The organism is Actinoplanes ianthinogenes (assembly GCF_018324205.1).
Lineage (GTDB): Bacteria > Actinomycetota > Actinomycetes > Mycobacteriales > Micromonosporaceae > Actinoplanes > Actinoplanes ianthinogenes.
Map to the genome: position 1 here is coordinate 7,523,826 of NZ_AP023356.1, position 25,410 is coordinate 7,549,235.

Annotated in this window: 19 protein-coding genes; 4 read left to right on the forward strand and 15 right to left on the reverse strand. The window is 71.2% G+C overall.

Translation table 11 applies throughout. The features are described 5' to 3' along the window. Nucleotides 1-3: 3 nt before the first annotated feature. Nucleotides 4-726, reverse strand: a complete 723-nt coding sequence (locus Aiant_RS34030) for an endonuclease/exonuclease/phosphatase family protein (protein ID WP_189333042.1) — start codon at nt 724-726, stop codon at nt 4-6. A gap of 130 nt (nt 727-856) precedes the next feature. After that, the gene (locus Aiant_RS34035; RefSeq protein ID WP_189333043.1) at nt 857-7,087 is read right to left on the reverse strand and encodes a beta-propeller fold lactonase family protein; all 6,231 of its coding nucleotides are present in this window, start codon (nt 7,085-7,087) and stop codon (nt 857-859) included. A 289-nt stretch (nt 7,088-7,376) separates the two neighbouring features. On the opposite strand from Aiant_RS34035, the gene Aiant_RS34040 reads away from it, so the two are divergent. Next, nucleotides 7,377-8,321, forward strand: coding sequence for a DUF389 domain-containing protein (locus Aiant_RS34040; protein ID WP_189333044.1), 945 nt, complete (start codon nt 7,377-7,379; stop codon nt 8,319-8,321). 169 nt (nt 8,322-8,490) lie between these two features. Here the strand turns inward: Aiant_RS34040 and Aiant_RS34045 are convergent, their stop codons facing one another. Both Aiant_RS34045 and Aiant_RS34050 read right to left on the reverse strand, forming a co-directional pair. Then, a complete protein-coding gene (locus Aiant_RS34045) occupies nt 8,491-8,748 on the reverse strand; it encodes a hypothetical protein (protein WP_189333045.1) in 258 nt (85 codons plus the stop codon). Between the two features lie 143 nt (nt 8,749-8,891). Then, complete coding sequence (locus tag Aiant_RS34050; RefSeq protein WP_189333046.1) at nt 8,892-9,554, reverse strand: helix-hairpin-helix domain-containing protein; 663 nt, start codon at nt 9,552-9,554, stop codon at nt 8,892-8,894. On the opposite strand from Aiant_RS34050, the gene Aiant_RS34055 reads away from it, so the two are divergent. Then, a complete protein-coding gene (locus Aiant_RS34055; protein ID WP_189333047.1) occupies nt 9,547-9,837 on the forward strand; it encodes a hypothetical protein in 291 nt (96 codons plus the stop codon). The genes Aiant_RS34050 and Aiant_RS34055 overlap by 8 nt on opposite strands. A gap of 169 nt (nt 9,838-10,006) precedes the next feature. Here Aiant_RS34055 and Aiant_RS34060 read toward each other — a convergent pair whose 3' ends face one another. From Aiant_RS34060 to Aiant_RS34105, 10 genes are all read right to left on the reverse strand, one after another. Then, nucleotides 10,007-11,359, reverse strand: coding sequence for an APC family permease (locus Aiant_RS34060; protein ID WP_189333048.1), 1,353 nt, complete (start codon nt 11,357-11,359; stop codon nt 10,007-10,009). Between the two features lie 87 nt (nt 11,360-11,446). Continuing rightward, on the reverse strand, nt 11,447-13,288 hold the full coding sequence (locus Aiant_RS34065) for an adenylyl cyclase (protein WP_189333049.1): 1,842 nt from the start codon (nt 13,286-13,288) through the stop codon (nt 11,447-11,449). A 183-nt stretch (nt 13,289-13,471) separates the two neighbouring features. After that, nucleotides 13,472-14,101, reverse strand: coding sequence for a class F sortase (locus Aiant_RS34070; RefSeq protein WP_229830632.1), 630 nt, complete (start codon nt 14,099-14,101; stop codon nt 13,472-13,474). Between the two features lie 50 nt (nt 14,102-14,151). Continuing rightward, entirely contained in the window at nt 14,152-14,598 is a 447-nt protein-coding gene (locus Aiant_RS34075; protein WP_189333051.1) for a hypothetical protein, read from the reverse strand. A gap of 156 nt (nt 14,599-14,754) precedes the next feature. Further along, a complete protein-coding gene (locus Aiant_RS34080; RefSeq protein WP_189333052.1) occupies nt 14,755-15,276 on the reverse strand; it encodes a DUF2510 domain-containing protein in 522 nt (173 codons plus the stop codon). Nucleotides 15,277-15,371: 95 nt separating this feature from the next. Beyond that, a complete protein-coding gene (locus Aiant_RS34085; RefSeq protein ID WP_189333053.1) occupies nt 15,372-16,148 on the reverse strand; it encodes an ABC transporter permease in 777 nt (258 codons plus the stop codon). Next, nucleotides 16,145-17,092 (reverse strand): ABC transporter ATP-binding protein, encoded by a 948-nt coding sequence (locus Aiant_RS34090; RefSeq protein ID WP_189333054.1) that lies wholly within the window; start codon nt 17,090-17,092, stop codon nt 16,145-16,147. The genes Aiant_RS34085 and Aiant_RS34090 overlap by 4 nt, the downstream gene beginning before the upstream one ends. Before the next feature lie 145 nt (nt 17,093-17,237). After that, nucleotides 17,238-17,876, reverse strand: coding sequence for a PadR family transcriptional regulator (locus tag Aiant_RS34095; protein WP_189333055.1), 639 nt, complete (start codon nt 17,874-17,876; stop codon nt 17,238-17,240). Between the two features lie 164 nt (nt 17,877-18,040). Then, nucleotides 18,041-18,751, reverse strand: a complete 711-nt coding sequence (locus Aiant_RS34100) for a TetR/AcrR family transcriptional regulator (protein ID WP_189333056.1) — start codon at nt 18,749-18,751, stop codon at nt 18,041-18,043. A 24-nt stretch (nt 18,752-18,775) separates the two neighbouring features. Continuing rightward, complete coding sequence (locus Aiant_RS34105; RefSeq protein ID WP_229830633.1) at nt 18,776-19,963, reverse strand: serine hydrolase domain-containing protein; 1,188 nt, start codon at nt 19,961-19,963, stop codon at nt 18,776-18,778. A gap of 149 nt (nt 19,964-20,112) precedes the next feature. On the opposite strand from Aiant_RS34105, the gene Aiant_RS34110 reads away from it, so the two are divergent. Then, nucleotides 20,113-21,231: a hypothetical protein gene (locus Aiant_RS34110; RefSeq protein WP_189333057.1), complete on the forward strand. Its 1,119-nt coding sequence runs from the start codon at nt 20,113-20,115 to the stop codon at nt 21,229-21,231. A gap of 48 nt (nt 21,232-21,279) precedes the next feature. Here the strand turns inward: Aiant_RS34110 and Aiant_RS34115 are convergent, their stop codons facing one another. Next, entirely contained in the window at nt 21,280-22,782 is a 1,503-nt protein-coding gene (locus Aiant_RS34115; RefSeq protein WP_189333058.1) for a M28 family metallopeptidase, read from the reverse strand. A gap of 220 nt (nt 22,783-23,002) precedes the next feature. On the opposite strand from Aiant_RS34115, the gene Aiant_RS34120 reads away from it, so the two are divergent. Continuing rightward, complete coding sequence (locus Aiant_RS34120) at nt 23,003-24,607, forward strand: alpha/beta hydrolase (protein ID WP_189333059.1); 1,605 nt, start codon at nt 23,003-23,005, stop codon at nt 24,605-24,607. Nucleotides 24,608-25,410: the final 803 nt, after the last annotated feature.

Below are 25,410 nucleotides of genomic sequence, written 5' to 3' on the forward strand. Positions count from 1 at the left end.
TGGTCAGATGTCAGCCGCTATGCCGTAGTGGTCGGATAGATGGACGCGCCGCCCGTCGGGCAGGGCCATCTCGTCCTGAAAGACCAGGTCGGCGCGTGCTGTGATGCCACCGCGGACCAGGAGGTGATCCAATGCGGGCGGTTCGGGCCACCGTGGAGTGGGGCGATAAGTCGGTCGCGCGTCGCCGGCCAGCACGTCCGTCAGCCCGGCTGCCGTCCGAAAATCCGCCAGCACCGACGCGGTCCGAGGCAGGTTCAGGTCGCCGGCCACCACGAGCGGCCGTGACTGATCGATATCGGCCAGAATTCCGGCCAGCACGTCCAGTTCGGCCCGCTCCACCAGGGTGTATCGGTTAGTCGGCGACCAGTCGTCGTCCCGGTTGGCCGACAGGTGCGTGTTCACCACGACCAGGTCACCGATTTCGGCGATCAGCGCACCCTTGCGCATCAGGAACTCCGTGCGCATCGGCCCGCTCATCGGATACCGGACGAACCGCCAGCGCTCGATCGGCCGCCGGGACAGCAGGAGCAACCCCCCTTTGAGTACGACCATGCCCGCGCACGCCGAGTGCGGAAACTCCCGCCGCACCAGGTCCGCGTGCGCTCGGTACATCACCTCCTGGAGGCACACGATGTCGAAATCGGACTCCCGCAGGATTCCGCCGAGCACCCCCAGCCGCACCCGCACGTCGCCTTTGATCAGCGCGTTGAACGTCAGCAGGCGCACGTCTGATCCCCCGATCGCCGCCGTCGACGGCTGCCATGATCTCGGCTTGGCAGACTATCGCGCCGGCCGTCGCCGCGTCGGCCGCCGTCAGGCGGCCGCCCGGCCCGTCATCTCCGCCCGTCTGCGGTGGCTATCCCTCGGCGGCCTTCAGCACGGTGACCGCGCGGTCGCGGCCGGCGGTCACGTAAAGCCGCAGGCCGTCCGGGGAGAGAGCGACGACGCGAGGGCTGTCGCCCACCTTGATCGTGGCGGCGACTGTCTTGTCCGTCAGGTTCAGCACCGAGACGGTGTCCGAGCCCTCGTTGACCACGTATGCGTGCACACCGTCCGGCGACACCATGACCGCTTGCGGCAGCTTGCCGACCGAGTACCGCTTGATCAGCTTCAACGTCTTGGTGTCGTAGGACTCCACCGTATTGACGTCGTAGTTGGTGACCAGCACGGTCCTGCCGTCCGGCGTGACGGCCACGCTGTGCGGCGATCGGCCGACCGGGATGTTGCTGAGCACCCGGCCGGTCTTGGCGTCGATCACCGACAGCCGGCTGGACTCGTGGTCGGAGGTGAACGCCCGAGTGCCGTCCGGCGTGAAGTCCACCCAGTGCGGGTTCGGCGGCACGCTGATCTGCTGCACCTTGTCCAGCGACGTGCCGTCGTAGATCTCGACCCGCGCGCCGTTGTGGATCGGCAGCCAGACCCGCCCGTCCGCGGCGACCGCCGGCTCGAACGGGCGCGGCCCGGTCTTCACCGACTTGATCAGGGTGCGCTTGCCGGTGTCGATGACCGCCATCGCGTTCGCGCTGAAGTCGTTCTCGAACATCGACACGTACAGCTTCGAGCCGTCCTTCGACAGGGCCAGGAACCGGGGTGTGTTCGGCACCGCGACCGAGGCGGCCTTCTTGTCGTTCGCGTCGATGAAGAACACCACCTTCGCGCCCTGATCGGCGACGTAAACGGTGCGGTTGTCCGGCGAGACCACCACGCCTTCCGGCTCCTGCCCGATGCCCTTGATGGTGTCGACGACGACCGGGACCGCCAGGCTCACCGGCGCCTTCGGCTCGACCGAGGGAGGCGGTGCTGCCGACTGCCCGCCGCCGGCCGGCTGTTGCTGCTGCTGGGTCGCGGTCGGGGTCGGCTGTGCGGTCGGCTCGCTCTTGCGGCCGGACACGTAACGGATGCCGAGGTAAGCACCCGCCGCGAGGAGCAACGCCAGGACGAGAACACCCACGACCCGCAGGCGCCGTCGGGACGATGTGTCTCCCGGGTGGGACCCGGCGCCGTTCACGGGTGCGGCTGCGCCGCCGGGCTGTTGCCAGCTCGGCGAGTTCGGCCATCCGGCGGGCGAGGTGGGCCAGGCCGGATTCGTCCCCTGCCCCTGTTGCCAGCCACCCTGGTCGGCGAGCCCGCCACCCCAGCCGGCCGCAGCCGTCCCCGGTTGCGCCGTCGCCCCTTGCTGCCCGGACGCGCCCTGCTGCCCGGCTGCGCCGGGCCACTGGGCGGTGGCGTTCGCGCCCTGCTGGCCCTGCCAACCGGCCTGGTCGGCCGGCGCGCCCGGCCATCCGGGAGTGCCCGGTGCGCCGGCCAGGCCGCCGCCCCGAGTCCAATCCTCCGGGCTGTCCCAGCTCACTCGGCCCGATGGCGATCCGGCGATGCTGCCTCCGGCTCCCGCGTTTCCGCCTTGCGCGCCGGGCGCTCCGGTGAACGTACTGCTCTGTCCCGGGACGCCAGCGGATCCGGAGGTGCCGTGGGGGTCGGTGGGGTCGTTGGCTCCCGGCCATCCGCTGCCCGCCGGGGTGCTCTCCGGCGCCGGGCGCGGCCAGCCACCCGCCGCGGCGGCCGCCGAGCCTGCTTCCCACGGGAGTCTCGGCTGCTCGCCCGGGTTCTGGCCGGCGGGCCAGGTCGCGTCCGGATCAGCGGCCTGCGGCTGACTGACATGACCCGCGCCTGGGGAGTCGCTGGCACCGGCCCCCGTCGGCCATCCGGCTTCTGGCGGGGTGGGGATGAACGGGCTGCCTCCCGCTGTCTGGTCACCAGGCCAGGGACCGGCCAGACCGCCCGTCGGGGGTGCTGCGTCGGACAACCCGGGTGCCGCCTCGGTGGACTCTGCGGTCGGCCACGACCGCGTCGGGTCGCCGCCGGGGGCCGGGGCCGCCTGCGCCTGCACGGCTTGCGGTTCCTCGGGCGCGACGAGTGGGGGTGCCGCCGACTCGGTGTGAGGTGTCGTCGCCGCCCCCGTCTCAGGCGTGACGCGCTCATCCTCGCTGTCTGCCCTGTCGGTCGATTGAGCGGCGAGCCAGGTGCCCACGAAGCCGCCGGCAAATCCCGCAGCGGCGGTGCTTCCCGCTCGATGGGGTTCTGTGGGGTCGGTTTCGTTGTCCGGCCCCGGGGCGCTGCCTGGCGCGATGACCTCGGACCCGCTGTCGGATCGGTGGGAGTCGTCGTCCTCGGGCGCATGAGCCGCGGAGATGCCGACGAGGTGCGGATCGCCGGGCTCGTCATCGGCTGGGCTGGGCTGCCATGCCACGGTGTCACTGCCGGAGTCCATGGGCACCGAGTCCCACCGGTCGTGGGCAGCGGATTCATCCGGACGCACGCCAGCGGAGACTTCGGGTCGCTCCTCGGTGGGTTGCGAACCTTCGTCGGTCGCACTCACATGCCATGCCTGCGTGGAATTCCCGGAGCCTGCGCGCAGTGCGTCTTCGTCGCCGACCAGGTGCCGCTGTTCCGACTGGGCTCCGGTGCCGTCTTCGCCAGTGGGCGTCTCGGACGAACCAGGCCATGGCCCGAGGCTTTCCGCGCTGGTGTCCGGCTCGGCCGGCGATCCAGGCCAGATGTCTGTCGGCAGCAGTGCGGAACCTTCCTGACCGCGCGCAGCAGGCGCAGCCTCGGCAGGCTCGCCCGCGACGGCCTCGTCGGACGACTCCTGAGCCGAACGGTCCGCCAGGGCGCCACCGTCCCAGACGGTCGTATCCCCCTCGTGCGGTGTTGGCTGCTGGTCGGCGTCGGCACTCGAACTGGACTGGGCCGGGCTCCCGCTGTCCTGTTCCTGCGGGATGACGTCTTCCAGGGGTGTGGTGTCGTCACCCGGCTCGGTCGCGGACGTGCCAGTCGGAGTGCTGGGCCACTCGTTCGTGGCCGAGGCGAGTTCGGTGTCGGACGCCTCGTCGGACCACAGCCCACTCGGTTGCGTGGGTGGCAGCGCCGTGATGCCGGCGGAGGAACTCGCTTGCCGGGGGATCGGGGCAGTCGGCTGGATGCGCTGGTCGCCCCCTTCACCGGGGATGCCGGAGACCGGCTGGATGCGCTCGGTATCGGTGGTCGTCTCCATGGCCGCGCTGCCGAGGCCGGTCTGGCGCTGCGCCGATACGTCGGTGCCGCTGCCGAGGCCGGTCTGGCGCTGCGCCGATACGTCGGTGCCGCTGCCGAGGCCGGTCTGGCGCTGCGCCGATACGTCGGTGCCGCTGCCGAGGCCGGTCTGGCGCCGCGTCGATACGTCGGTGCCGCTGCCGAGGCCGGTCTGGCGCCGCGTCGATACGTCGGTGCCGCTGTCGATCGCGTTCTGGCGTTGCTCCGATACATCGGTGGAGCCGCTGTCGGGTGCGTTCTGGTGCTGCGTCGGTGCATCGGCGGCGGAGGTGACTGGGTTGGCCTGATCGTGGGCGGGGGCCTCGCTGGACGGCCAGGCGGCGGTGGGGGTGGACACCGTCGGCCCGGATTCGCGGCCGGCGTCGGGGGATTGGGCCCACCAGGTGCCGCTCGGGCGGGCGAGTTCCTCGGTCGCGCCGTTGGACCAATCGCTGGAGGCAGTCGCGGGACGCTGCGGGGGGCCCGACCACGGACCACGCGGAGCCTTTTCCGGTTCTGTCTCGGAGCCGCGTTGCGGTCGGTCAGTCTGCGTCGGTGCGCCTTGCCATCCGACACGCCCACTTGGAGCCGCGGTCGGAGCGCTGTCAGCCTCCCACGGTCTGGTGGCTCCGTTGTCCGGTGCGTTTTCGGGCGAAGGGCTGCCGGGGTAGGCGCGCTGCGTGGGAATCCCTCCCGGCGACCCACGGCCCGGCGCGGGAGAGACCTGGCCGGACGTGGGGTGGCCGGGAGCCGGAGGCATCTGGCCAGGGGCACGAGGAGGGTGGCCGGGGGTGGAGAAGGCCTGGCCGGGCGCCGGATAGAGCTGACCCGGTGGGGCAGAGACCTGACCCGGCGCAGGGGAGACCTGGTAGGCCGTGGGCGAGGCCTGGTATGGCGGGGGAGCGACCTGGGTGGGTGCGTCTTCGGCACCGGTGGGAGGGGCTTGACCGGTTGGCTTCCACTGCGGTTGCACCGGAAGCGTGGGCTGCTGGTCGTCAGTTCCTGCCCATGGGTCGACAGGTGGTCCAGCGGGCGTCCGGTGGAACGGCGCCGGCCCGCCGGAAGAGGGGGCGTTCGAGGTTGGCGCGTCCGGCCACGGGTCGACGGGAGTGCTCAGCGACGGATGCCCAGGCCATGGACCGTTGGGGGCACCAGAGGTGGGTTGCCCGGGCCATGGACCGGTGGGGGCACCAGAGGTGGGTTGCCCGGGCCACGGACCGGTGGGCGCGTCAGAGGTGGGTTGCCCGGGCCACTGGCCGGTGGGCGCGCCGGAGGTGGGTTGCCCGGGCCACTGGCCGTTGGGTGCGCCGGAGGTCGGTCGGCCGGCCTGTTGTCCCTGTGGTGGGCCCGATGTGGGCTGGTCGGGCCACTGGCCCGTGGGCGGGCCGGAGGTCGGGTGGCTGAGTTGCGGGCCGTGGGGCGCGCCGGGGGTGGGTTGACCGGGCTGTCGTCCGTGTGGCGGGCCCGATGTGGACTGACCGGGCCACTGGCCCGAGGGCGGGCCGGAGGTGGGGTCGCTGAGCTGCGGGCCGTGGGGAGCGCCGGAGGTGGGCTGTGTTTGGGGAATGGGTGCGCCGGGCGGGGTCGGGGGCGGTTGGGCGCCGTTGTACCACTGCGCGGGCGGTGGCGGGAGGACCTGCGGCGGCGTTCCGGGCTGGGGTGGCGGGTAGGACGGCTGCTCGGCCGGGAACGTCTGGTGAGGAGCTTGCTGCCCGGCGGACGCCGTTTGCGCGGCGGCCGGGATTGCCTGGGGGAATCCAGGCGGAAGCGCCTGCGGAAAGCCGCTCGACCCCGGCTGCGGGAAGCCGGCTGGAGCCGGTTGCGGGGAGGAATTCGGGCCCGGCGGCAGGGCGGGGTTCGGACCGGGCTGGGGGGAGGAGTTCGGATCGGGGTGCGGGATGGCGGCTGGGTGCTGGGCGGACTCGTCGTTCTCGGAGACCTCGCCGGTGACCGTGACCTGGGCGGATCCCGCTGGGCCGTCGATCGTGACGGTGCCGGACAGGTGGCCGACGGTGGGGAACCAGGAGACGCGGAGCTCGCCACCCTCCAGCTTGGCGTGCAGGCCTTCGGCGGAGGTGGTGACGGTCGAGGCGGTGATCAGGGGTGGGCCGGTCACCGCCAGGCGTACCGTCAATTGTTGAGTGCCTGGGGCGACGCGGCCGAAAGCGATCGCGGTCTCCGCGACCCGGAGGGACGTGCGGCGCAGCGCCGCAGAAGCGGCGGCGGCGACGCGGTCGTTGCCGGTGGCCATCCGGGACAGGGTGGCGCGGGACTGGGCGGCCTGGTTCAGGTCGGGGCCGGCCGCGGCGGCGGCCAGCTCCGCGATCAGGGCCATCTGGTCGCTGCCGGGTTTGCGGACCTTCGCGATGTACGGCTGGCGGCCGGAACCGTAGACCCAGTGGCGGGCGGTCGGGTCACGTTCGCGAAGGTGGTCGAAGATCTCGTCGATGCCGATATAACCGTCGCGGTCACGGTCGGCGGCGCCGCCGCGGATGCCGTCGGCGAGCAGGCCGGCGAAGGTGGGTGGCTCGGGGCGGGCGGCTGCGGTGATCACCACGCGGCTGCGGGCCTGGGCGGCGCGGGCGGCCGGGAAGTACGCCCCGGCGTCGACCGGGCCGCCGGTGCGGCCGTCCAGCACGATCACGATCTGGCCGGCCTGGCTGCGGTGCATCAGCGCGTCGATCCTGGTGACGTCGACCGCGGTGTCGGCGGGGCGCTGCATGACGGTGTCGGGGGTGGCCAGATAGAGACCACCGGCCGGGCCGGAGAGCAGGATGCCGCGGAAGTAGACCAGCAGGCAGTCCTCACCTGTCCGGCTGTCGCAGAGCGCCTGCAACCGCTGATAGGTGTCCCAGGTCTCCGGATCCTGGAGGAACTCCACGTCGAACCCGCCCAGACCGGGATCGCCCAGCACGGAGGCGAGGGATCGCACGTCCGCCGAAGGCACCGCGTATCTGCGCAGGACCGGATCGTCGTGGTGTTCGACCGTCACCACAACTGCCAGTCGTCGCCCGCTCATCGCATCACCCTTGGTCCATGGTGCGACGTTCAGCGCCGAGCCGGAACCCCTGGAAGATTACGAACTGTTCGTACGCGATGACCTTCTGTTGTTGATCTTTGTCGGGTTAGGGGTGTTGTGCGGCGATCTAGCAGGTCCGACGTGGTCTTGCGGCGGGCTTTCGAGGGGAGCGGCCACGGTGTGCCGACTTCACCGGATCCGGTGTCAGCGATCCGTCACCACCCGCCCGGGAGCGGACCGCGGCGCGCAAGACCACCTCTAGACTCACGGTCCGAGGTGAGAGATCGAGATGCTTCACGTACGCCTGATCGCCCCGTCCCCGCTGTCCGAGGAGGTCCAGCGACTGGCGGCCGCCGACGAAGCCGTCACGCACCTGGTGGTGCTGCCCGGTGTCGCCGTGTCCCCGCCCGGGGACGTGCTGGAGTTCGACGTGGTCCGGGAAGGCGCCAGCCCGCTGCTCGACCGGTTGCGCGGTCTCGGACTGGACCGCGACGGCGCGATCGTGGTGGAACGGGTCGACGCGGCCCTGAGCGCGGCCGCCGATCGGGCCGCCCGGCGCACTCCGGGGCTCGGCGTCGACGCGGTGGTCTGGCACGAGTTGGAGCAGCAGGCCGGCGAGGAGACCGAGCTGTCCGCCTCGTTCCTGGCCTTCATGATCATCGCGACCGTGATCGCCGCCCTCGGCGTGCTGCTCGACCAGCCCATCCTGATCGTCGGTTCGATGGTGGTGGGACCCGAGTTCGGGCCGCTCGCGGCGCTCTGCGTCGGCCTGGTGCGGCGCAAGTTCCGGCTGGTCCGGCACTCGTTGCTGGCCCTGGGGGTGGGCTTCCCGGTCGGCATGCTGATCACCATGGCCGCGGTGTGGCTGCTCACCGCGGCCGGACTGGTGGACCGGTCGATGCTGCTGGCGGACCGGCCGCTGACCGACTTCATCTGGCGGCCGGACGCGCTGTCCTGGGTGGTCGGGTTCCTCGGCGGCGTCGCCGGGATGCTGTCGCTGACCTCGGCGAAAGCGGGCACCCTGGTCGGCGTGCTGATCTCGGTGACCACGGTGCCGGCCGCGGCGAACACGGCGGTGGCGCTGGCCTACGTGATCGGCAGCGCGGAGCCGGGGCGTCTGCTGGCCGAGGCGGGTGGCTCTGCCCTGCAACTGGTCATCAACCTGACCGCGATCGTGCTCGCCGGCGTGCTCACCCTGCTCGTGCAGCAGCACGCCTGGCGACGCCGCCGCTGAGCCGCTCCCGATTCCGGGCGACCGGGGGCGAGGGCCCAGGCGAGCCGGCTGCGGGCGACCGGGGGCGAGGGCCCAGGCGAGCCGGCTGCGGGCGACCCGGGGGCGAGGGCCCGGGCGCGCCGGATTCGGGCGACCGGAGCGCGTCAGACGGTGTTGTCCAGGGCCCCGGTCAGACGGTGATGTCCAGGACGCGGCCGTGCGGCAGGGGCCGGGGCTGGTCCAGCGTCGCGGCCTGCCCGGCCTTGGTCGCCTCGACGCGGGCCACCTCGGCCGAGGCGGACGCGATGGTGGCCCGGTCGGAGGCGATGGCCTGTGCGGTCGGCTCGACCGCGTTGAGGTCCACGGCGAGTTGCCGCTGGGCGCGCACCAGGCGGCTCCAAGCGACATGGCTGCTCCAGGTCGAGGTGGTGACAGCGCTGACGGCCATGGCGTGCTCCTTGAGGGACGGCAACCGGACGGCTACCTCCATCGGCCGGGCCGCTCCCCGGTTGCTACTTTTCGCTGTGGCATGGGTAACAAAACGGGAGCGGCCCGGCATCCGTGGGATACCGGGCCGCAACGGCGGGCTGGTCAGCCGACCAGGGCCTTGGCCTTCTCGGGCCAGGTGTTCAGGCTCGCCGAGCCGCGCATCCCGGCGGCGGTGATCGCCTGCTTGAGGTCGGCCGGGTCGCTGGCCGCCAGCTTGGCGTATGTGGTGATGCCGGCGGCGGCGAGGGCCATGGCGACCTTCGGGCCGATGCCGGCGATCTTGGTGAGGTCGTCCGGCTCGGTGACAGCGGCCGGGACGGGCTCGTCGACGGCGACGGCGACGGCGACCGCGGTCGGGGCCACGGCCGGCTCGGCGATGACGATGGGTTCGGCTTCGACCGGCTCAGCGGCCACGACCGGCTCAGGCGCGGCGACGGGCTCGGGAGCAGCGACCGGCTCGGCAGCGGCGACGGGCTCAGGGGCAGCGACGGGCTCGGGAGCAGCGACGGGCTCGGGAGCAGCGACGGGCTCGGCAGCCTCGACCGGCTCGGCAGCGGCGACGGGCTCGGCAGCGGCGACGGGCTCGGCAGCCTCGACCGGCTCAGGCGCGGCGACGGGCTCGGGAGCGGCAACGGCCTCGGGAGCGGTTACCGGCTCGGCAGCCTCGACCGGCTCAGGGACGGCGACGGGCTCGGCAGCGGCGGCAAGGTCGACCGTCTCCGCGACAGCAGCCTCCGAGGCGGCCGGCTCGGCGACGATGACCACCGTCTCCACCTCGGTCACCGGCTCGATGACAGCGGTCTCGGCCGCCTCGTCCTCGACGAGGACGGCGACAGCGGCAGTCTCAGTGGACTCGACCGCGATCACCGCAGTCTCCTCCACGGACGACGAGGACGACGAGGACGACGAAGACGCGGAGGACGCGGAGGGAGCGTCGGAGGCCGAGGGAGCACCCGAGTCCGCGGACGAGGAAGCGGGAGCAGAAGTGGAAGCAGCGGGAGCGGACTCAGTGACGGCAACCGGCGCGGTCGTCCGGGAAGCCGCCTGAGCAGCCTCGTCGCGACGTCCCCGAATGAACCAACCGGCTATCAGACCGATCACGAGCCCGGCCACAAGGGAGAGAAATGACGCCATATCGAGCCTCCGGGCAGGAGATGAGGGTGCATGTGGTAGCGCGCAGCTTCCCACATCACCTTCCGTAGCCACGATCAGGGTGCTCACTCGACCAGATGGTGTGGCTCTTCGTGCCGGACGAACCGGTTGACGGCGTACGTGATCGCCCAGAGCACCACCCCGATCAGCAGCAGCACCCCCGCCACCCGGTAATCGGAGGACGCCCGCCCACTCAGCGGACTGGCCAGGAACGCGCACGCCAGCGCCCCGAGCACCGGAATCACCGTGGGCGCCCGGAAATGCGCGTGCGACACCCGGTCCCGGCGCAGCACCAGCACCGCCACGTTCACCACCGTGAACACGCAGAGCAGCAGCAACGCCGTGGTCCCGCCCAGCGCGGTCAGGTCGGCGAACCAGATCAGCCCGAAGGCGATCAGCGTGGTGAAGACGATCCCGACCCAGGGCGTACGCCGGGTCCGGTGCACCCGTCCGAGCACCCGCGGCAGCACCTTCTCGTTCGCCATCCCGTAGAGCAGCCGGCTCGCCATCATCATGTTGATCAGCGCGCTGTTGGCCACCGCGAACATGGTGATCCAGGCGAACACCGACAGCGGGAACCCGGGCGCCCCGGCCTGCACCACCTTGAGCAGCGGCGTCTCGCCCTCGCCCAGCTCGGCGGGCGGGACCAGGGCCACCGACGAGATCGCCACCAGCACGTAGATCACCCCGGTCAGGCAGATGCCGGTCAGCATCACCTTCGGGAAGATCCGCACCGGGTCGCGGGTCTCCTCGGCCATGTTCACCGAGTCCTCGAACCCGACCATGGCGAAGAACGCCAGCGCGGTTCCGGCGGTCACCGACAGCGCCACGCTCTCCCCGGGTGGCGTGTTGAAGTCGCCGAGCCGGGACAGGTCACCCTCGCCGCCGCCGATCGCCCACGCGCCGATCCCGATCACGATCAGCAGGCCGGTCAGCTCGACGCAGGTCAGCACCACGTTGGCCTTGACGCTCTCGCCGACGCCGCGGAAGTTGACCAGCGCGACCAGCACGATGAAGCTCAGCGCGACCACGGTCGTCGGGATGTCCACGTGCAGGGCGGAGCCGAAGTTCCCGGCGAACGCCTTGGACGCGCTGGACGCCGACGTCAGCCCGGAGCACATCACCGCGTAGGCCACCATGAAGGTGAGGAAGTGCAGGCCGAACGCCTTGTGCGTGTAGAGCGCCGCGCCGGCCGCCCGCGGATACTTGGTGACCAGCTCCAGATAGCTGAACGCGGTCAGCAGCGCGACCACGAAGGCCAGCAGGAAGGGCAGCCAGACGGCCCCGCCCACCTCGTTGGCGACCTTGCCGGTGAGGGCGTACACCCCGGTGCCGAGGATGTCGCCGACGACGAAAAGCAGCAGAAGTCCCGGCCCGATCACCCGTTTGAGGGACGGTTCGGCGGCGCTCACAGTCATGACACCGGCTTACCCGAGATCGCCGCGAAAAGAAACGCGGTGGTTACTCTCCGCCAAGAGAGTGACCACCGCGCGTCAAAAGATCCCTTACGGTACGGCCGGGTAGTCGTTCACGTAGACCGGCACACCGATCTTCGTGGTGTCGGCCGCCTCGCCCACGCCGTTGACCACGTGGTCGATCGTGCCGGCGCTCAGGTTCACGGTCATGATGTGGTGCAGCTTGACGCCCGGCGTCTGCGGGGCCTCGAAGCCGTTCTCGGTGTGGATCGACGGGTTGTTCTGGTTGAACACGTACACACCCGCGCCGTACAGGTTGTGGGTCTTGACCTTGGCCCCGACCTTGTAACCCGCGTAGCCCTCGACCGAGCCGTTCATCCAGTCCGCCTGCGTCGGCGGGTCGTACGGCAGCTCGTTCTGGTACAGCACCGTGGTGCCGCCGTTGCCGTTCCAGACGGTGTTGTACTTCTGGAAGTGCTCGACGAACAGGCCGGTCGCGGTGACGTCGTCACCGTTGATGATCGCGCCGTAGGTGCCGGTGTTGGTGTTCCACCGCTCGGTGTCGCCACCGGTGAAGCCCTCGACACCGTGGTCGGCGCGCCACACCCAGGTGTGGTCGATCAGCACGTCGTCGCTGTTCACCTCGAGCGCCGTGCCGGCCTTGCCGACGTGCGGGCCGCCCACCCGGAAGTAGACGTCCTGGAGCGTGGTCGGGTTCTTCGGGTCGCTGAAGCCGTGGCCGTGGGCGCGGCCGACGCGCAGCAGCGCGGACGACTTCACGGTGCCGGCGTCGATGCTGATCCCGGCGACCGAGACACCGGGAACGTCCTCGACCTGGAGCGGGGTGGCGCCCTTGACCGCGGTCAGCGTCGCGTGACCCAGGCCCAGCACCACGGTGTTCGGCCGCCACACGTCGATGGTGCGGTCGATGTTGTACACACCCGGCGTGAACAGCAGGTTCTTGCCGAGGGTCAGGGCCAGGTTGATCTTCGCGACCGAGTCACCCGGCTTCGCGACGTAGAAGTCGCTCAGCGGGATCGTGCGGCCCGGCGAGTCCCAGGTGACGCCGGCGGTGTTGCGCTGCGCGGCCGGCACCCGGACCTGGTACTTGCCCTTGGCGTCGACGAACAGGTACGGCTTCTCCCGGCTGACCGGGGTCTTGTCGAGCTTGGTGTACGGCGGGTTCGGGAACGCCGAGTCGTCCGGAGCGCCGGTGACGCCCGCGAAGACCTGGTTCCAGACGCCGTTCGACCAGCTGCCGACCTCGCTGTTGCGGGTCAGCCACTGCTGCTGCGACCCGTTCACGACGGTCTCCGCCTTGGCGTCGGCGATGAAGCCGCCGGACGCGTACTGCGGGCCCGCGGTGCAGTAGTCCATCAGCGACAGGGTGCCGCCGGTGAACTGGACGCGGCGCAGCGAGACGGCCTGCGAGACGGCCCAGAAGTTCGCCGTCGAGCGGCAGCCGTCCTGGCCCTTGGCGTTGATGTTGACGGTCAGGTTGGAGACGGTCCGCCAGAAGTTCACCAGCGCGAGACAGTTGCTCGTGCCGCCGTTCTCCAGGCAGCGGTTGTAGACCTCCACCTTGCCGTTGATCACCACGTCGCCCGGGTTGGCGCCCAGGCCGGTGATCTCGGTGTAGTAGCCGACCTTGACCTGAAGCGGCTGGTCGGCGGTGCCGTAGGTGCCCGGCTTGAACAGGAACGCGTACCGGTCGGTGCCCATCTCGTTGTCGACCTGCTTGGCGTTCGCGGCGTCCAGGGTGGCCTGGATCTCGCTGACCGGCATGCTCGGGTCGAAGACGGTGACGTGGGCGCCGAGGTCCGGCGAGCCGGAGGAGGGGTGCGCGGCGGCCGGCGTGGACTGCGCGGTGATCGCCGTGACGGCCAGGCCGAGCGCGAACGCACCCGCGCCGAGCCGGCGGATTCTCGTCATGCGGAGGAGTCCCTTCCGAAACAAGATCGCAATGAACCAGGTCACGGAAGCAATCGGTGTAGCTCCATGTCAAGTGCGGTGAAACGGCATACGGGCTGCAATGCGGGCAAGCCGCCTAGGTTCCGGAACCTGAATACTTCTCAGAGGTCGGAACCGGTCCCGGGAGCGCTCTCTTATGCGTTTTTATGGGATCAATGCGGCGAAAACCACAATGTTGCTGCGATAGCTCCCGCGGTCCCGGTCGAAGGAGCCGCCACAGGTGATCAGTCGCAGACTCGGACCCGGCGTGTCCCCGTAGACCTCGGCGCTCGGGAACGCCTTCTTCGGGTAGCTGGCGACCTTCACGACGCGGAATCGAGCCACGGAGCGGTCGGTTCGGCGTACCGAAAACGTGTCGCCTGCCTTGAGCTCCCGCAACCGGAAGAAGACGGCGGGCCCGTCGCGCGCGGTGTCCACGTGGCCCACGATGATCGCCGGGCCGGGCTCGCCCGGCGTCGGCGAACCGCGATACCAGCCGGCCGGCGCGTCCGAGCGCAGCGGCGGCGTGTCGAGGGTGCCGTCGTCGCGCAGGCCGATCGCGGTGATCGCGGTGTGCACGCCGATCGCCGGGATGTCCAAGCGGTCCGGTGTCGAGGGATGCAGCCGCTTCGCCGGTTTTGTCCGAGGCGGGAGGCTCGGGGCGGGGACGCTCTCCCAGGCCAGGGCCGGGGGCGGGAGGGCGTCATCGGTCCGCAGACCGATCGCGGTGATCGTGGCGCCGAGCACCGCGAGCAGGGCGGAGAAGGCCGCGGCGCGCGGATCCCGGATCCGCAAGCGCCGCTTTCCCTCGGGCCGCCAGTTTTCGGTACGCCGTGCCGCCCGCATCAGTCGCGCGCCGAGCGGCCGACCGCGAACCGCCCCGTCACCAGCGCCGCCATCATCAGGAACACCCCGGTGACCAGCAGCGAGAGGCGGCGCCCGTCCAGCCCGCTCCCGCCGCCCGCGTCCACCCCGCCGCTCGGCGTCCGCTTGGTCGTCGGCGACGACTTCGGCTTCTTGGGATGTCCGGTGGCCGACGACGTCGCGACCGGGTCCGCCGTCGGATCATTTCCGGTCGGCGAGGCGCCGGTGTGCTTGGGCGACAGCGTGCCGGGCGGCGCCGATCCGGTCACCGGCGGCAGGGTCGGGGTGGTGGCCGAGGCGGCCGGCCCCGCCAGGTTCGACTTGTCGTTGCTGTCGCAGAAGGCCAGCGTCAGTGACAGCAGGATCAGCAGCAGGGCCGCGATGCCGAGCGCGACCAGCCATTTCCGGCGTTCCGGGGAGTCGGCCATGATCGTGACCTCCGGGGGTCCGGCGGCCGGGCCGTGCGTAGGGTGGATCAGCGGTCGTCCCGGCCGCTCGCTTCGATGACAGTCAACTACCCCGTCCGCATGGTTTTCCATGCCTGAACGGGTGTCATCCGATCCTGTCCGGTCCCCGACACCCGCTCAGCGCAGCAGCGCGAAGGCGACCAGCCCGGCCAGCACCACGACGATCAGGGCGCCCAGCAGCAGCGGGTGGGTGAGCAGCCCGGTCGCGTGCTGAGCGGCCGGTCGCCGGTCCGGCGCGGGCGACAGCACCGGCCCGACCGGTGCGAAGAGGTCGGCAGCGGGCCCGTCGACCGGCGGCATGCCGTAATCGAGCAGCTCCGCCGGCGGCGCCGGCAGCGCACCGCCGGTCAGCGTGCCGGTCGCCCGGGCCGCCGGGAAGGCCGCCCCGGCCGCACCGCTCGACTGGGTCGCGAAGATCTCGGCCCGCTCCGGGTCGGCCGGGGCGACCGTGTGCTCGCCCGGCACCAGCGGCCCGCTGGGCGCCGCGGCCGGGAAGTATCCGCCGAGCCCGGCGGTCGGCGGCAGCACGGCCGGGCCGGGCTGGAGGTGGTCGGTCCACTGCTGCCCGTCCCACCAGCGGGTGGCGGGCAGGCCGCTCGGATCGGCATACCATCCGGCGGGCTGCGCGGGGATCGTCATCGGTGCGGGTCCTCGTTTCCGTTCCGGGGAACCGCACCATCGGGCCGCGCCGGGCCGCCTTGAGGATTCGGCGACCCGGCGCTGCGCGCTTTACCTCACACCGATTTCTGGTACGCCCGGAACGTGCGCGTCGACAGCACCAGCATGATCACCGCGAGCCCGAGGAGCCAGGCGCCCCGGCTCAGCACGACGTCCCACTGCGGGGCGTCCCGCATCGCCGCCCGGGCGGCGTCGAGCGCCCAGTTCACCGGGTTGAACTCGGCGACCGTCCGCATCCACGACGGCATCAGCGTGGCCGCCATGAACGCCGACGACAGGAACGTGAGCGGAAGCAGCAGCAACGTGTTGATCCCGATGATCGTCTCCCGCTGCCGGGCCAGCATCCCGACCGTGTTGGAGAGCGCGCTGAAGATCGTGCCGAGCAGCAGCGCCGACACCAGCAGCACGATCAGCCCGGCCGCCCCGCCCGGGTAGGCCGCCCCGGCGAGCAGCCCGAGCAGGATGATCGCCACCACCTGCACGGCGGTCGACAGCGCCTGCTCCACGGTCAGCGCGTTCATGATCGCACCGCGTGCCACCGGGGTGGTGAGCAGCCGGTTCATCGTGCCGCGCTCGATCTCCTCGAGGACGCCCATGCCGGACCACATGTTCGACGAGACCGCGGTCATCGCGACCACGCCGGGGATGATGTAGTCGAGGTACGACGCGCCGCCGAAGCCCGGCAGCTCGACCACCCGGCGGAACAGGTTGCCGAACAGGAACAGCCAGATGACCGGCTGGATCAGCAGGATGACCACGAACGCGGGCTGCTTGATCAGCACCTTCAGGCGCCGGTTGGTCATCCAGTAGGTGTGCGTGACAAGGGTGGTCATGCCGCGTACCTCCGTCCCGCGTGCCGCAGATAGACGTCGTCGAGTGACGGGCGCGCGACGGTCACCGTCGCCACGCCGATCCCGGCCGACTCCAGGGCCGCGAGCGCGGCGGGCACCGCGGCCGCGCCGTCGTCGGCGCGGGCGCTCAGCGTCCGCCCGTCCAGTGCCACGTCCCGCAGCCCGGCGACCCGGGCGATGGCCTGCCGCGCCTGCGGCTCGTCCGGCGGCTGCCGCAGCTCCAGGTGCACGGCGTCGCCGCGCAGCTCACCCTTGAGCTGCTCGGGCGTCCCCTCGGCCACGATCGTCCCGCCGTCCACGATGGCGAGCCGTGCCGCGAGCCGGTCGGCCTCGTCCAGGTAGTGGGTGGTGAGCAGGATGGCCATCGACTCGTCGGCGGCCAGCCGGCCGATCTCCGTCCACATCTCGGCGCGGCCCTCCGGGTCCAGCCCGGTGGTCGGCTCGTCCAGGAACAGCACGCCCGGCTTGTGCACCAGGGCGAGCGCCACGTCGAGGCGGCGCTGCATGCCGCCCGACCAGCCGCGCACCGACCGGCCGGCGGCCTTGGTCAGGTCGAAGCGGTCCAGCAGCTCGTCGACCCGCCGGGTGAGCGCCTTGCCGCGGACGCCGAAGAGCCGGCCCTGGAGCGTGAGGTTGTCGCGGCCGGTGGCCATCGGGTCGAGCGCGGAGCGCTGCGGCACCACGCCGATCTCCCGGCGCACCCGCTCCGGGTGGCGCAGCACGTCGTGCCCGGCGACCGTGGCCCGGCCGGAGTCCGGCCGGGCCAGCGTCGTCAGGATCTTGACGGTGCTGGACTTGCCGGCGCCGTTCGGCCCGAGCAGGCCGAACACCTCGCCGGCGTGGACCGTGAGGGTGAGCCCGTCGAGGGCCCGCACCCCACCGGGATACGTCTTGCGGAGTTCTGTCGCCGTCACGGCGTCACTCATGGTGATCCTTCTCTAGATCGCCACGGTCCGTGTCCCGGTTATCCTGGTTGCTGCTACACGCCTCGGATGTGCCGGGCCGTTCCCGCGGCCGGGTGGATGGGGCAGGGCCCCGGCCGGTGTTCCCGCACCGGCCGGTGCCGTTTTCTCACGTCTCCGTCATGAAGTCGGAGAGATCGGGTGGCATCTCGCCGGTCTGGTGGATCCGCCGCCAGGCGTCGATGCCGGCCAGCGTCCCGTCGCGCATCTCGGCGAGCAGCCCGGTGACCCAGGCGACCTCGGCCTCCCGGATCGCGATGCGATATTCCGCCTCGATCAGGAAGAGCCGGGGCACCTCGTGCCGGGTGGCCGCCAGGTCCTGGCGCAGCCGGCCGTTCTCCAGCTCGAGGATGTCGAGTCGCTGCTGGAGCAGCTCGACCACCTCGTCCGGGTGGAGCACCCCGAGGACCGAGAGGGCGGCCTGGAGCTTCGGATACTCCTGCTGCGGGGTGCCGACCAGCTCGCGCATCCAGTCGGTCAGCTCCTGCCGGCCGGGCTCGGTCAACCGGTACACCGTGCGCTCGGGTCGACGGCCTTCCCGGACCGTCTCCGCCGCCTCGATGAAGCCGTGTTTCTCCAGGTTCTGCACGACCGTGTAGAGCGAGCCCCACTGGATTTTGATGTCCTGATCCTTGCCGAAGGCCTTGAGCTGGGCGGCCATCTCGTAGGGATGCAGCTTCGGCTGGATGCTCAGCAGCGCCAGGAGGTGCAGCCCGAGCAGATTGCTCACCTTGCGCCGTTTCGCCACGCCGCCCCTCCCGCCCGTTGCTGGCTCGCTGCCGAATACCCGTAGCCGAGTATTACGCAACCGAACAATAGAGGCAACCATGAGGACTTTGCAGAAACACGGTTGGCCCGAGACCCGGAATCGGCCGGTTCGCCGAGGGCTCCCGGCCGCGCGCCCGTGCGACGTCAGCGGGACCGGGGAGTGAGTCGCCCGGCGGCTCGCGCCTCGACCGCGTCCAGCAGCAGGCCGAGTGTCGTCTCGAACTGGTCGTCCTCGTCGGCCCGGGCCAGGTGGGGCGCCGCGGCGGCCAGGTCCGGGTACCGGTCGGGCGGCGCCAGCAGGTACTCCCGCCGCCAGGCGAGCCGGTCGCCGTCGCGGGACGCGCTGTCCAGCGCCGCGGTGGCCGCCTCGTACGACGACACGGCGAGCGCCGTGTCCACCAGCGATCGGTAGTACCGGGCCGCGTCGCGCTCGTCGAACCCGGCCTGCCGCAGCGCCCGGATCACCACGTCGGCGCCCTGGAACGCCGCGGACCGCCGGGACACCCGGGTCGCGGTCAGGATCGCCAGGTGCGGATGGGTCAGGCAGGCCGCTCGCAGCCGCCGGGCCAGCGACTCCAGGGTGGGCCGCCACGCGGCGTCCGGCACGAACCCGTCCATGGCGTGCTCGATCAGCCGCTCGGCGAGCCCGAGCAGGATCTCGTCCTTGCCGGCGAAGTGCCGCAGCACCGCGGTGTGGTTGGTGCCGAGGTCGGTGCCCAGCCGGCGCAGGGTGAGCGCGTCCGGTCCCTCCCGCTCGACGATGGCGAGCGCGGTGTCCAGGATCAGCTGCTGGTTCAGCGAGGTGGACGGCGGCCGGCCACGGCGGGCCTTGGGGGCGGCCCCGGGATCCGTCATGCCGGAAATTCTAGGCGTGCCGGGTCAGCCGTCCCGTCGCAGGTGCCGGACCAGGGCGGTCACGGCGGCCACCGTCTCCGCGTCGCGGTCCGGGTCGTCGGCGGTGGGCCAGGCACTGGTCTTGACCACCACCACGTCGGCGTCCGGGTCGACCCAGAGCAGCTGACCGTGGATGCCGAGCCCGGTGAACGCGCCGCCGCCGAGCGTCCACCACTGGTTCGCATAGCCGTAGTACGGCGGGTAGTCCGCGCCGAGGGCGCCGAGCCGCAGATGGTCCAGACCGCTGTCCCGGCTGCGGTCCACCCACTTTTTCGGTACGACCTGCCGCCCGTCCACCTCGCCGCCCCGCGCCATCAGCAACCCGACCCGCGCCATGTCCCGGACCGTCGCGTTGAACGAGCCACCGCCCAGCGCGACGCGCGGCCGTCGCCGGGTCAGGAAGTGGTAGGCGTCCTGCTCCGCCCCGATCGGCTCCCACAGACGGTCCGCCGCGTACGCCGCGAGGGACATGCCGGTGGCCGCCTCCAGCACCCAGCCGAGCACCTGGCTGTCCATCGTGGAGTAATTGAACAGCTCGCCCGGCGCGGCGGCCCGGGGCACCGACAGCGCCACGTCGAGCAGCGATCCGTTGTTGGTGACCGCCCGCTCGAACCGGGCGATCGCCGAGTCCGGCGCGGCGTAGTCCTCGGTGAACCCGGCGCCGCTGCTCATCTGGAGCAGGTGCTCGACCGTCGCGCCGTCGTACGCACTGCCGGCCAGCTCCGGCCGGTACGCCACCGCGGGCTCGTCCAGCGCCAGGGCGCCCTCCTCGACGGCGATCCCGACCAGGATCGAGGTGACCGACTTGGTCAGCGAGAAGAGCTGGAACCGGGCCCGCGGCGAGCCGAACCGCCCGGGGTAGCACTCGTGCACCAGGGCGCCCCGGTGCAGCACCGCGAACCCGGTGGTGAAGGTGCGCCGGTGCAGGTCGGCCAGGGTGTGCTCGGCGCCGCCGAACCGGTAGGTGACGGACAGGTCGCGGGGCTGGCGGGGGAGCGGCCGCGGGACGGTGGAGCGGGGGACCACCTCGGTGGGCAGCAGCGCGGACATGTGGGTGAAGGTCCACTCGCTGACCGGCCGGGAGGTGAGGATCTCCGCCTGGTGCCGCCACACATAGGCCGCGCCGGCCGCACCGGCGACCAGCGCGCCGGTCCACATCACGCCACGCCGCATCCCGCACCCCTCTCGTGGTCACGCGGCGGAAATTGTAGACCACCGGTGACACCACAGGTTTCTTACCGATTACTTACGGGTCGGCTGCGCCGCTGGCGGGCGACATCGATGGCGGTGAGGCTGATCCGGTGACGGAACGGGGAGGTCCCATGAGCAGAGTGTCCGTGTGCCGAGCGACCGCCGTGGCGGCGGTGGCGATGCTGCCGGTCGTCGCGGCGGCGCCGGCGTCCGCCGCGACGCCGTCCTGGCGGGTCGTCTCGGCGGCGCTGCCGTCGATCAGCCGGTTGCAGGACGTCACCGCGATCGGGCCCTCGGCCGCCTGGGCGGTCGGCTATCAGAATCAGACCTACTTCCCGCCGGCGCCCGGCGTCCAGCTCTACGCGCTGACCCGCTGGAACGGTTCGGCCTGGACCCAGCAGCAGCTGCCGGGCGACCCGGACGGGCTCAGCGGGGTGAGCGCGTCGAGCGCCTCGGACGTCTGGGCGGTCGGGACGACCCAGGTGTCCAAGCCGTACGCCGCGCGGTTCGACGGCAGCCGGTGGACCGCCTGGCAGCCGGTCCCCGCCGACTCCGGGGCCAACCTCAACGACGTGGCCGCCTACGACGGGAAGGCGCTGTTCGTCGGCGGCGAGTACCCGAACCCGAAGATCGTGCAGTGGGACGGGAGCCGGTTCGCCGACAGCGGTGTCACCGTCCCGGACTCGTGGGCCAACGAGCTGTATTCGGTGGCGGCGCTGCCGGGTGGCGCGGCGTTCGCGGTGGGCTACACCTATCGCGCGGACGGCAGCGGGCCGTTCCCGCTGATCGTGCAGCGACGCGGCGCGGCGTGGCAGGTGGCGGCGCTGCCGTCGCTGCCGAGCGCGACGCTGCTGAACGTGTCGGCGCGCTCGGCCACCGACGTCTGGGCGGTCGGGACGATCGACGACAGCTACACCCGGACGCCGCTGATCCTGCACTTCGACGGGCAGTCCTGGCGGCGGGTCGCCGCGCCGGTGAGCGCGGGCACCCTGTCGGCGGTCGCGGCCGACGCGACCGGCACCGTGTGGATCGCCGGGACCGAGGACTCCGGCCGCACCCTCTACCTGCGGTACCAGGGGAGTCGGTGGACCGTGGAGTACGGCGTCACGCTGAACTCGGCGTACGGCACCGGCCACCCGGCGTTCTCCGGTCTCACCGCGATCCCCGGTGCCGCGGGCGGGTTCTGGGGTGTCGGTGGCGCTCACGAAGCCGTCCAGGGTGACATCGCGGTCGTCGGGCGACGGGGCTGAGCCCGGGTCGGTCCGCCACCAACGGGGGGTGGCGGACCGAACCGGCGATCAGGCCTTGGTGATCGTCACGTTGTCCACGGCGGCCTCGACGAGGGAGGCCGTCCCGGCGTCGGCGGCTTCCACCTTCACGCGGATGACCTGCCCGGCGTACGCCGAAAGGTTTGCCGAAGCGGTCGTCCAGGCCGCGGCCTTGTTGCTGGCCGCGGCGTTGAGCGTGAGCACGGTGGTGGTCGTCGTGCCGGTGACCACCGAGACGCGCAGGTAATCGGCGCTGGTCGCGTTGTTGAGGTAGGCGAGATACCAGGACAGGTTGAGCGTCAGCGTGCCGGTCGGCAGGGTGATCTGCGGCGACGTGAGGCTGGTGACGCCACCGTCCACGTCGTTGGCGCCCGCGCTGGCGCCCGCCGCCGCGCCGGTGACCAGCGCGTAGGTGCCGCCCGCCGCGGTGCCGAGCTGGGTGGTGACGCCGGAGCTGCTGGTCGCCTCCGGGTCGCCGCGCTCGAACCTGCCCAGCGTCGCGGTGTCCGAGGCGCCGGCGGTCCAGCCGGTCGCGGTCTCGAAGGTGTCCGACCAGACCGTGGTGCCCGGCGGGGTGGTGCCGCCGCCGTTGCCCAGCGTCCAGACCGCGTACGCGATCGCGTCCGAGTTACGGTCCAGCGCGGTGTCGTTGATGTTCGCCGAGGTGTCGCACGACGAGTGGTAGCAGGGGTCGAACGTGCTGGCCGTGCCGCCCCAGAGGGTCACCTGCGCGGCCGTTTTGCGGCCCTCGGCGCCGGTGAAGATGCCGCCCGCCGGGATGCCGGCCGCGATGAACGGGCCGTAGTCGCTGCGCCCGTCGAAGTCGGTGCCGCGGGTCGGCACGCCGATCGAGGTGAAGTAGTCGGCCAGGGTCTGCTCGATCTGCGCGGAGCCGGCCGGGCCCGGACCGGAGCCGGTGTTGTCCGAGTTGTCACCGTCGTACAGGAAGTAGCCGGGGTTCGGCGAGGCGACCATGTCGAAGTTCAGGTATCCGGTGATCGCGGCCTTCTGCGCGCTGGACAGCGAGTTGACGTACGCCGTCGACCCGCGCAGCCCCAGCTCCTCGGCGCCCCACCAGCCGAACCGCAGGTGCCGCCGCGGCTCGAAGCCGGACCGGGCCACCTGCAGCGCCACCTCGAGGTTGGCCGCCGAGCCGGACCCGTTGTCGTTGATCCCCGGACCGGCCGTGACGCTGTCCAGGTGGGCGCCGACCATCAGGGTGTCGCTGGTGTCGCCGCCGGGCCAGTCGGCGATCAGGTTGTACCCGGTGGCGCCGTTGTAGGTGAAGCTCTGCTGGGTGGTGGTGAATCCGGCCTGGTCGAGCAGGTTCTTCACGTAGGTGACCGAGGCGAGGTAACCGGGGCGGCCGTGTGCCCGGTTGCCGCCGTTGGCGGTCGCGATGCTCTGCAGCTGGGCGAGGTGGGCCTTGACGTTCGCCACCGGGATGTCCGGTGTGGCGGCCGCGGCCTGGGCTGGGGTGGCGGCGAGGCCGGCGGTCAGCACGACCACGCCGATCAGGGGAAGTGCGCGCACGGGGGTGTCCCTTCCGGTCCGAAGTATCGACGAGCATGACAGTCCGGCTCGTCGCACACCCCATATCAATCAGTACCTATCTCCGGATCGGCCATCCCTTTATCCGCCCGGAAATTCGCCGGAACGGATGTGTCACATCTCGATGCCTCAATGACTAGTCTGCGAATGATCGCCCGCGCCCACCACGTGCGCCGGGCGTCACGACAACGGAAGGCAAGGGATGCGAAAAATCCTGGCGGCCACCGTCGCCGCCTCGGTCGGTCTCCTGATCGGCGCCGGCACGATCCCGGCCGCCGCGGCGGCCCACGGCAACCACGACGGCGGATACACCCCACCACCCATCGACTGGGGCACGTGCGCCTCCCCGGGCCTGCAGGCCCGGGGCGCGCAGTGCGGCTTCCTGGTCGTGCCGCTGGACTACGCCAAGCCGGGCGGTACCAAGATCAAGGTTGCGGTCTCCCGGATCAAGCACAAGTCCAGCGAGGCCGACTACCAGGGCATCATGGTCACCAACCCGGGCGGGCCGGGCGGGTCCGGCCTGACCCTGTCGGTCCTGGGTGAGTATGTGCCGAACGGCGCGGGTGACTACTTCGACTGGATCGGCTTCGACCCGCGCGGCGTCGGCTCCAGCGTGCCGTCGCTCAGCTGCGACCCGGACTACTTCGGCTACAACCGGCCCTACTACGTTCCGGTCAACCGGCAGCTGGAGAACACCTGGCGGGCCAAGGCCAAGGCGTACGCGAAGGCGTGCGACCGGGCCGGCGGCGCCCTGCTCGACCACGTCAAGACCACCGACACGGTCGCCGACGTGGACAGCCTGCGCAAGGCGCTCGGGCAGAAGCAGATCAACTACTACGGCTTCTCCTACGGCACCTACCTCGGCCAGGTCTACGCCACGCTGCACCCGGACAAGGTGCGCAAGGCGGTCTTCGACGGCGTGGTCAACCCGGACCGGGTCTGGTACGACGCCAACCTGGACCAGGACATCCAGTTCGACAAGAACATGGACGTCTACTTCGGCTGGGTCGCCAAGTACGACTCGGTCTACCACCTGGGCACGACCGCGAAGTCGGTGAAGGCGAAGTACTACGCCACGCTCCAGCAGCTGCGGAAGTCCCCGGCGGCCGGCAAGATCGGCCCGGACGAGTGGAACGACATCTTCGTCTCGGCCGGCTACTACGTCTTCGGCTGGGAGGAGGTCGCCGGCGCGTTCTCCGCCTGGGTGAACGACAAGAACGCCGACGCCCTGCTCGGGCTGTACGCCGAGCCCGGCGCGGCCGGTTCGGACAACGGCTACGCCATGTACCTGGCCACCCAGTGCTCGGACGTGAAGTGGCCGACCAACTGGTCCAAGTGGCAGCGGGACAACTGGAAGATCTACGCCAAGTACCCGTTCATCACCTGGAACAACGCCTGGTACAACGCGCCCTGCATCGACTGGGGCACCAAGCCGGGCAAGCCGGTGCACATCAACGGCAAGAAGGCACCGTCGATCCTGCTGATCAGCGAGACCGAGGATGCCGCGACGCCGTACGACGGCGCCCTGCGGGTGCGTCAGCTGTTCCCGAAGTCGGTCCTGCTGGAGGGCGTCGGCGGCACCACGCACGCCGGTTCGCTCAACGGCGTGGCCTGCACCGACAACCTGATCGCCGACTACCTGGCCACCGGCGCGCTGCCGGCCCGGAAGCACGGCAACCGCTCGGACGTCCAGTGCGACCCGGTCCCGCAGCCGGACCCGACCGCCGCGACGCTCAAGGCGGCCGCCGGTGCTGACGGGGCCTCGCGCGCCCTGGTCCGCCCGTCGGGTGCGCTCACCTTGCGCTGACGGTTAGCAGAACGGTAAGTCCCGGAAGCGGCCCGGCCCCGAAAGGGTCCGGGCCGCTTCTCATTCCCCACCCGCACGGTAATTCCCCGCAGGGAATTGCACGCCCGGCCGCGGCCAGGCATTATCGGCGCAGTCGGGTGACCGGTTGTTGTCAGGAGTCCAGCCTTCATCGAGATCCCGGAAATTGTCGAGAGACCAGCCGCTTTCGAGAGACCAGTCGCTTCCAAGAGTCCGTCCGCGATGGAGAACCGAGCCACCGCCCGGTAACCCAAGCGAACCGATACTTTTCGGGAAATCTCGAGTGACACCGTTACCGGCATCGCACACCAGCCACCGTTATTCAATAACAACCCACCGGGACCGCGCAGAATCAGCAGCTGCGCAGACGTAAGCGTGCCGGACAGAGCAGGCGCCTGCGCAGTTCTCGGTGTGGGCGCTTCCCGCTTGGACGTGCGGGCCGCCCGGGCTCGCGCGGATGTTTGCGGTGCCGGGCTGTGTGATGCTGCTTGTGCGGACGGCGGTGGCGGCGCTGGAGGTGTGCGCATAGGGGATGCAGGCGCTGGCGATGCTGGTGGTGCGGATGTTTGCGATGCCGGGATGTGTGATGCCGGTGGTGTCGGTGGGGCCGGCGGCGCTGGTGTGGGTGGCGTGGGTGTTCGCGTAATGACGGCTTGCGGTGCTGGGCATGTCGGTCGCGTCGGCGGTGGTGTGGCCGCGTGTGATGCCGGGATGGTCGGTGACTTCGCGCGGGCCTTCCGCAGGCGCATCAGTTTTCTGCCGTGGCGCTGTTGCAGGCCCCAATC

Coding starts and splice junctions, on each gene's coding strand:
- Aiant_RS34065 (WP_189333049.1), bottom strand. CDS start 13,288: ATGACGAGAATCCGCCGGCTCGGCGCGGGTGCGTTCGCGCTCGGCCTG.
- Aiant_RS34035 (WP_189333043.1), bottom strand. CDS start 7,087: ATGAGCGGGCGACGACTGGCAGTTGTGGTGACGGTCGAACACCACGAC.
- Aiant_RS34055 (WP_189333047.1), top strand. CDS start 9,547: ATGACCACCGTCTCCACCTCGGTCACCGGCTCGATGACAGCGGTCTCG.
- Aiant_RS34090 (WP_189333054.1), bottom strand. CDS start 17,092: ATGAGTGACGCCGTGACGGCGACAGAACTCCGCAAGACGTATCCCGGT.
- Aiant_RS34075 (WP_189333051.1), bottom strand. CDS start 14,598: ATGGCCGACTCCCCGGAACGCCGGAAATGGCTGGTCGCGCTCGGCATC.
- Aiant_RS34060 (WP_189333048.1), bottom strand. CDS start 11,359: ATGACTGTGAGCGCCGCCGAACCGTCCCTCAAACGGGTGATCGGGCCG.
- Aiant_RS34085 (WP_189333053.1), bottom strand. CDS start 16,148: ATGACCACCCTTGTCACGCACACCTACTGGATGACCAACCGGCGCCTG.
- Aiant_RS34110 (WP_189333057.1), top strand. CDS start 20,113: ATGAGCAGAGTGTCCGTGTGCCGAGCGACCGCCGTGGCGGCGGTGGCG.
- Aiant_RS34080 (WP_189333052.1), bottom strand. CDS start 15,276: ATGACGATCCCCGCGCAGCCCGCCGGATGGTATGCCGATCCGAGCGGC.
- Aiant_RS34105 (WP_229830633.1), bottom strand. CDS start 19,963: ATGCGGCGTGGCGTGATGTGGACCGGCGCGCTGGTCGCCGGTGCGGCC.
- Aiant_RS34045 (WP_189333045.1), bottom strand. CDS start 8,748: ATGGCCGTCAGCGCTGTCACCACCTCGACCTGGAGCAGCCATGTCGCT.
- Aiant_RS34100 (WP_189333056.1), bottom strand. CDS start 18,751: ATGACGGATCCCGGGGCCGCCCCCAAGGCCCGCCGTGGCCGGCCGCCG.
- Aiant_RS34120 (WP_189333059.1), top strand. CDS start 23,003: ATGCGAAAAATCCTGGCGGCCACCGTCGCCGCCTCGGTCGGTCTCCTG.
- Aiant_RS34040 (WP_189333044.1), top strand. CDS start 7,377: ATGCTTCACGTACGCCTGATCGCCCCGTCCCCGCTGTCCGAGGAGGTC.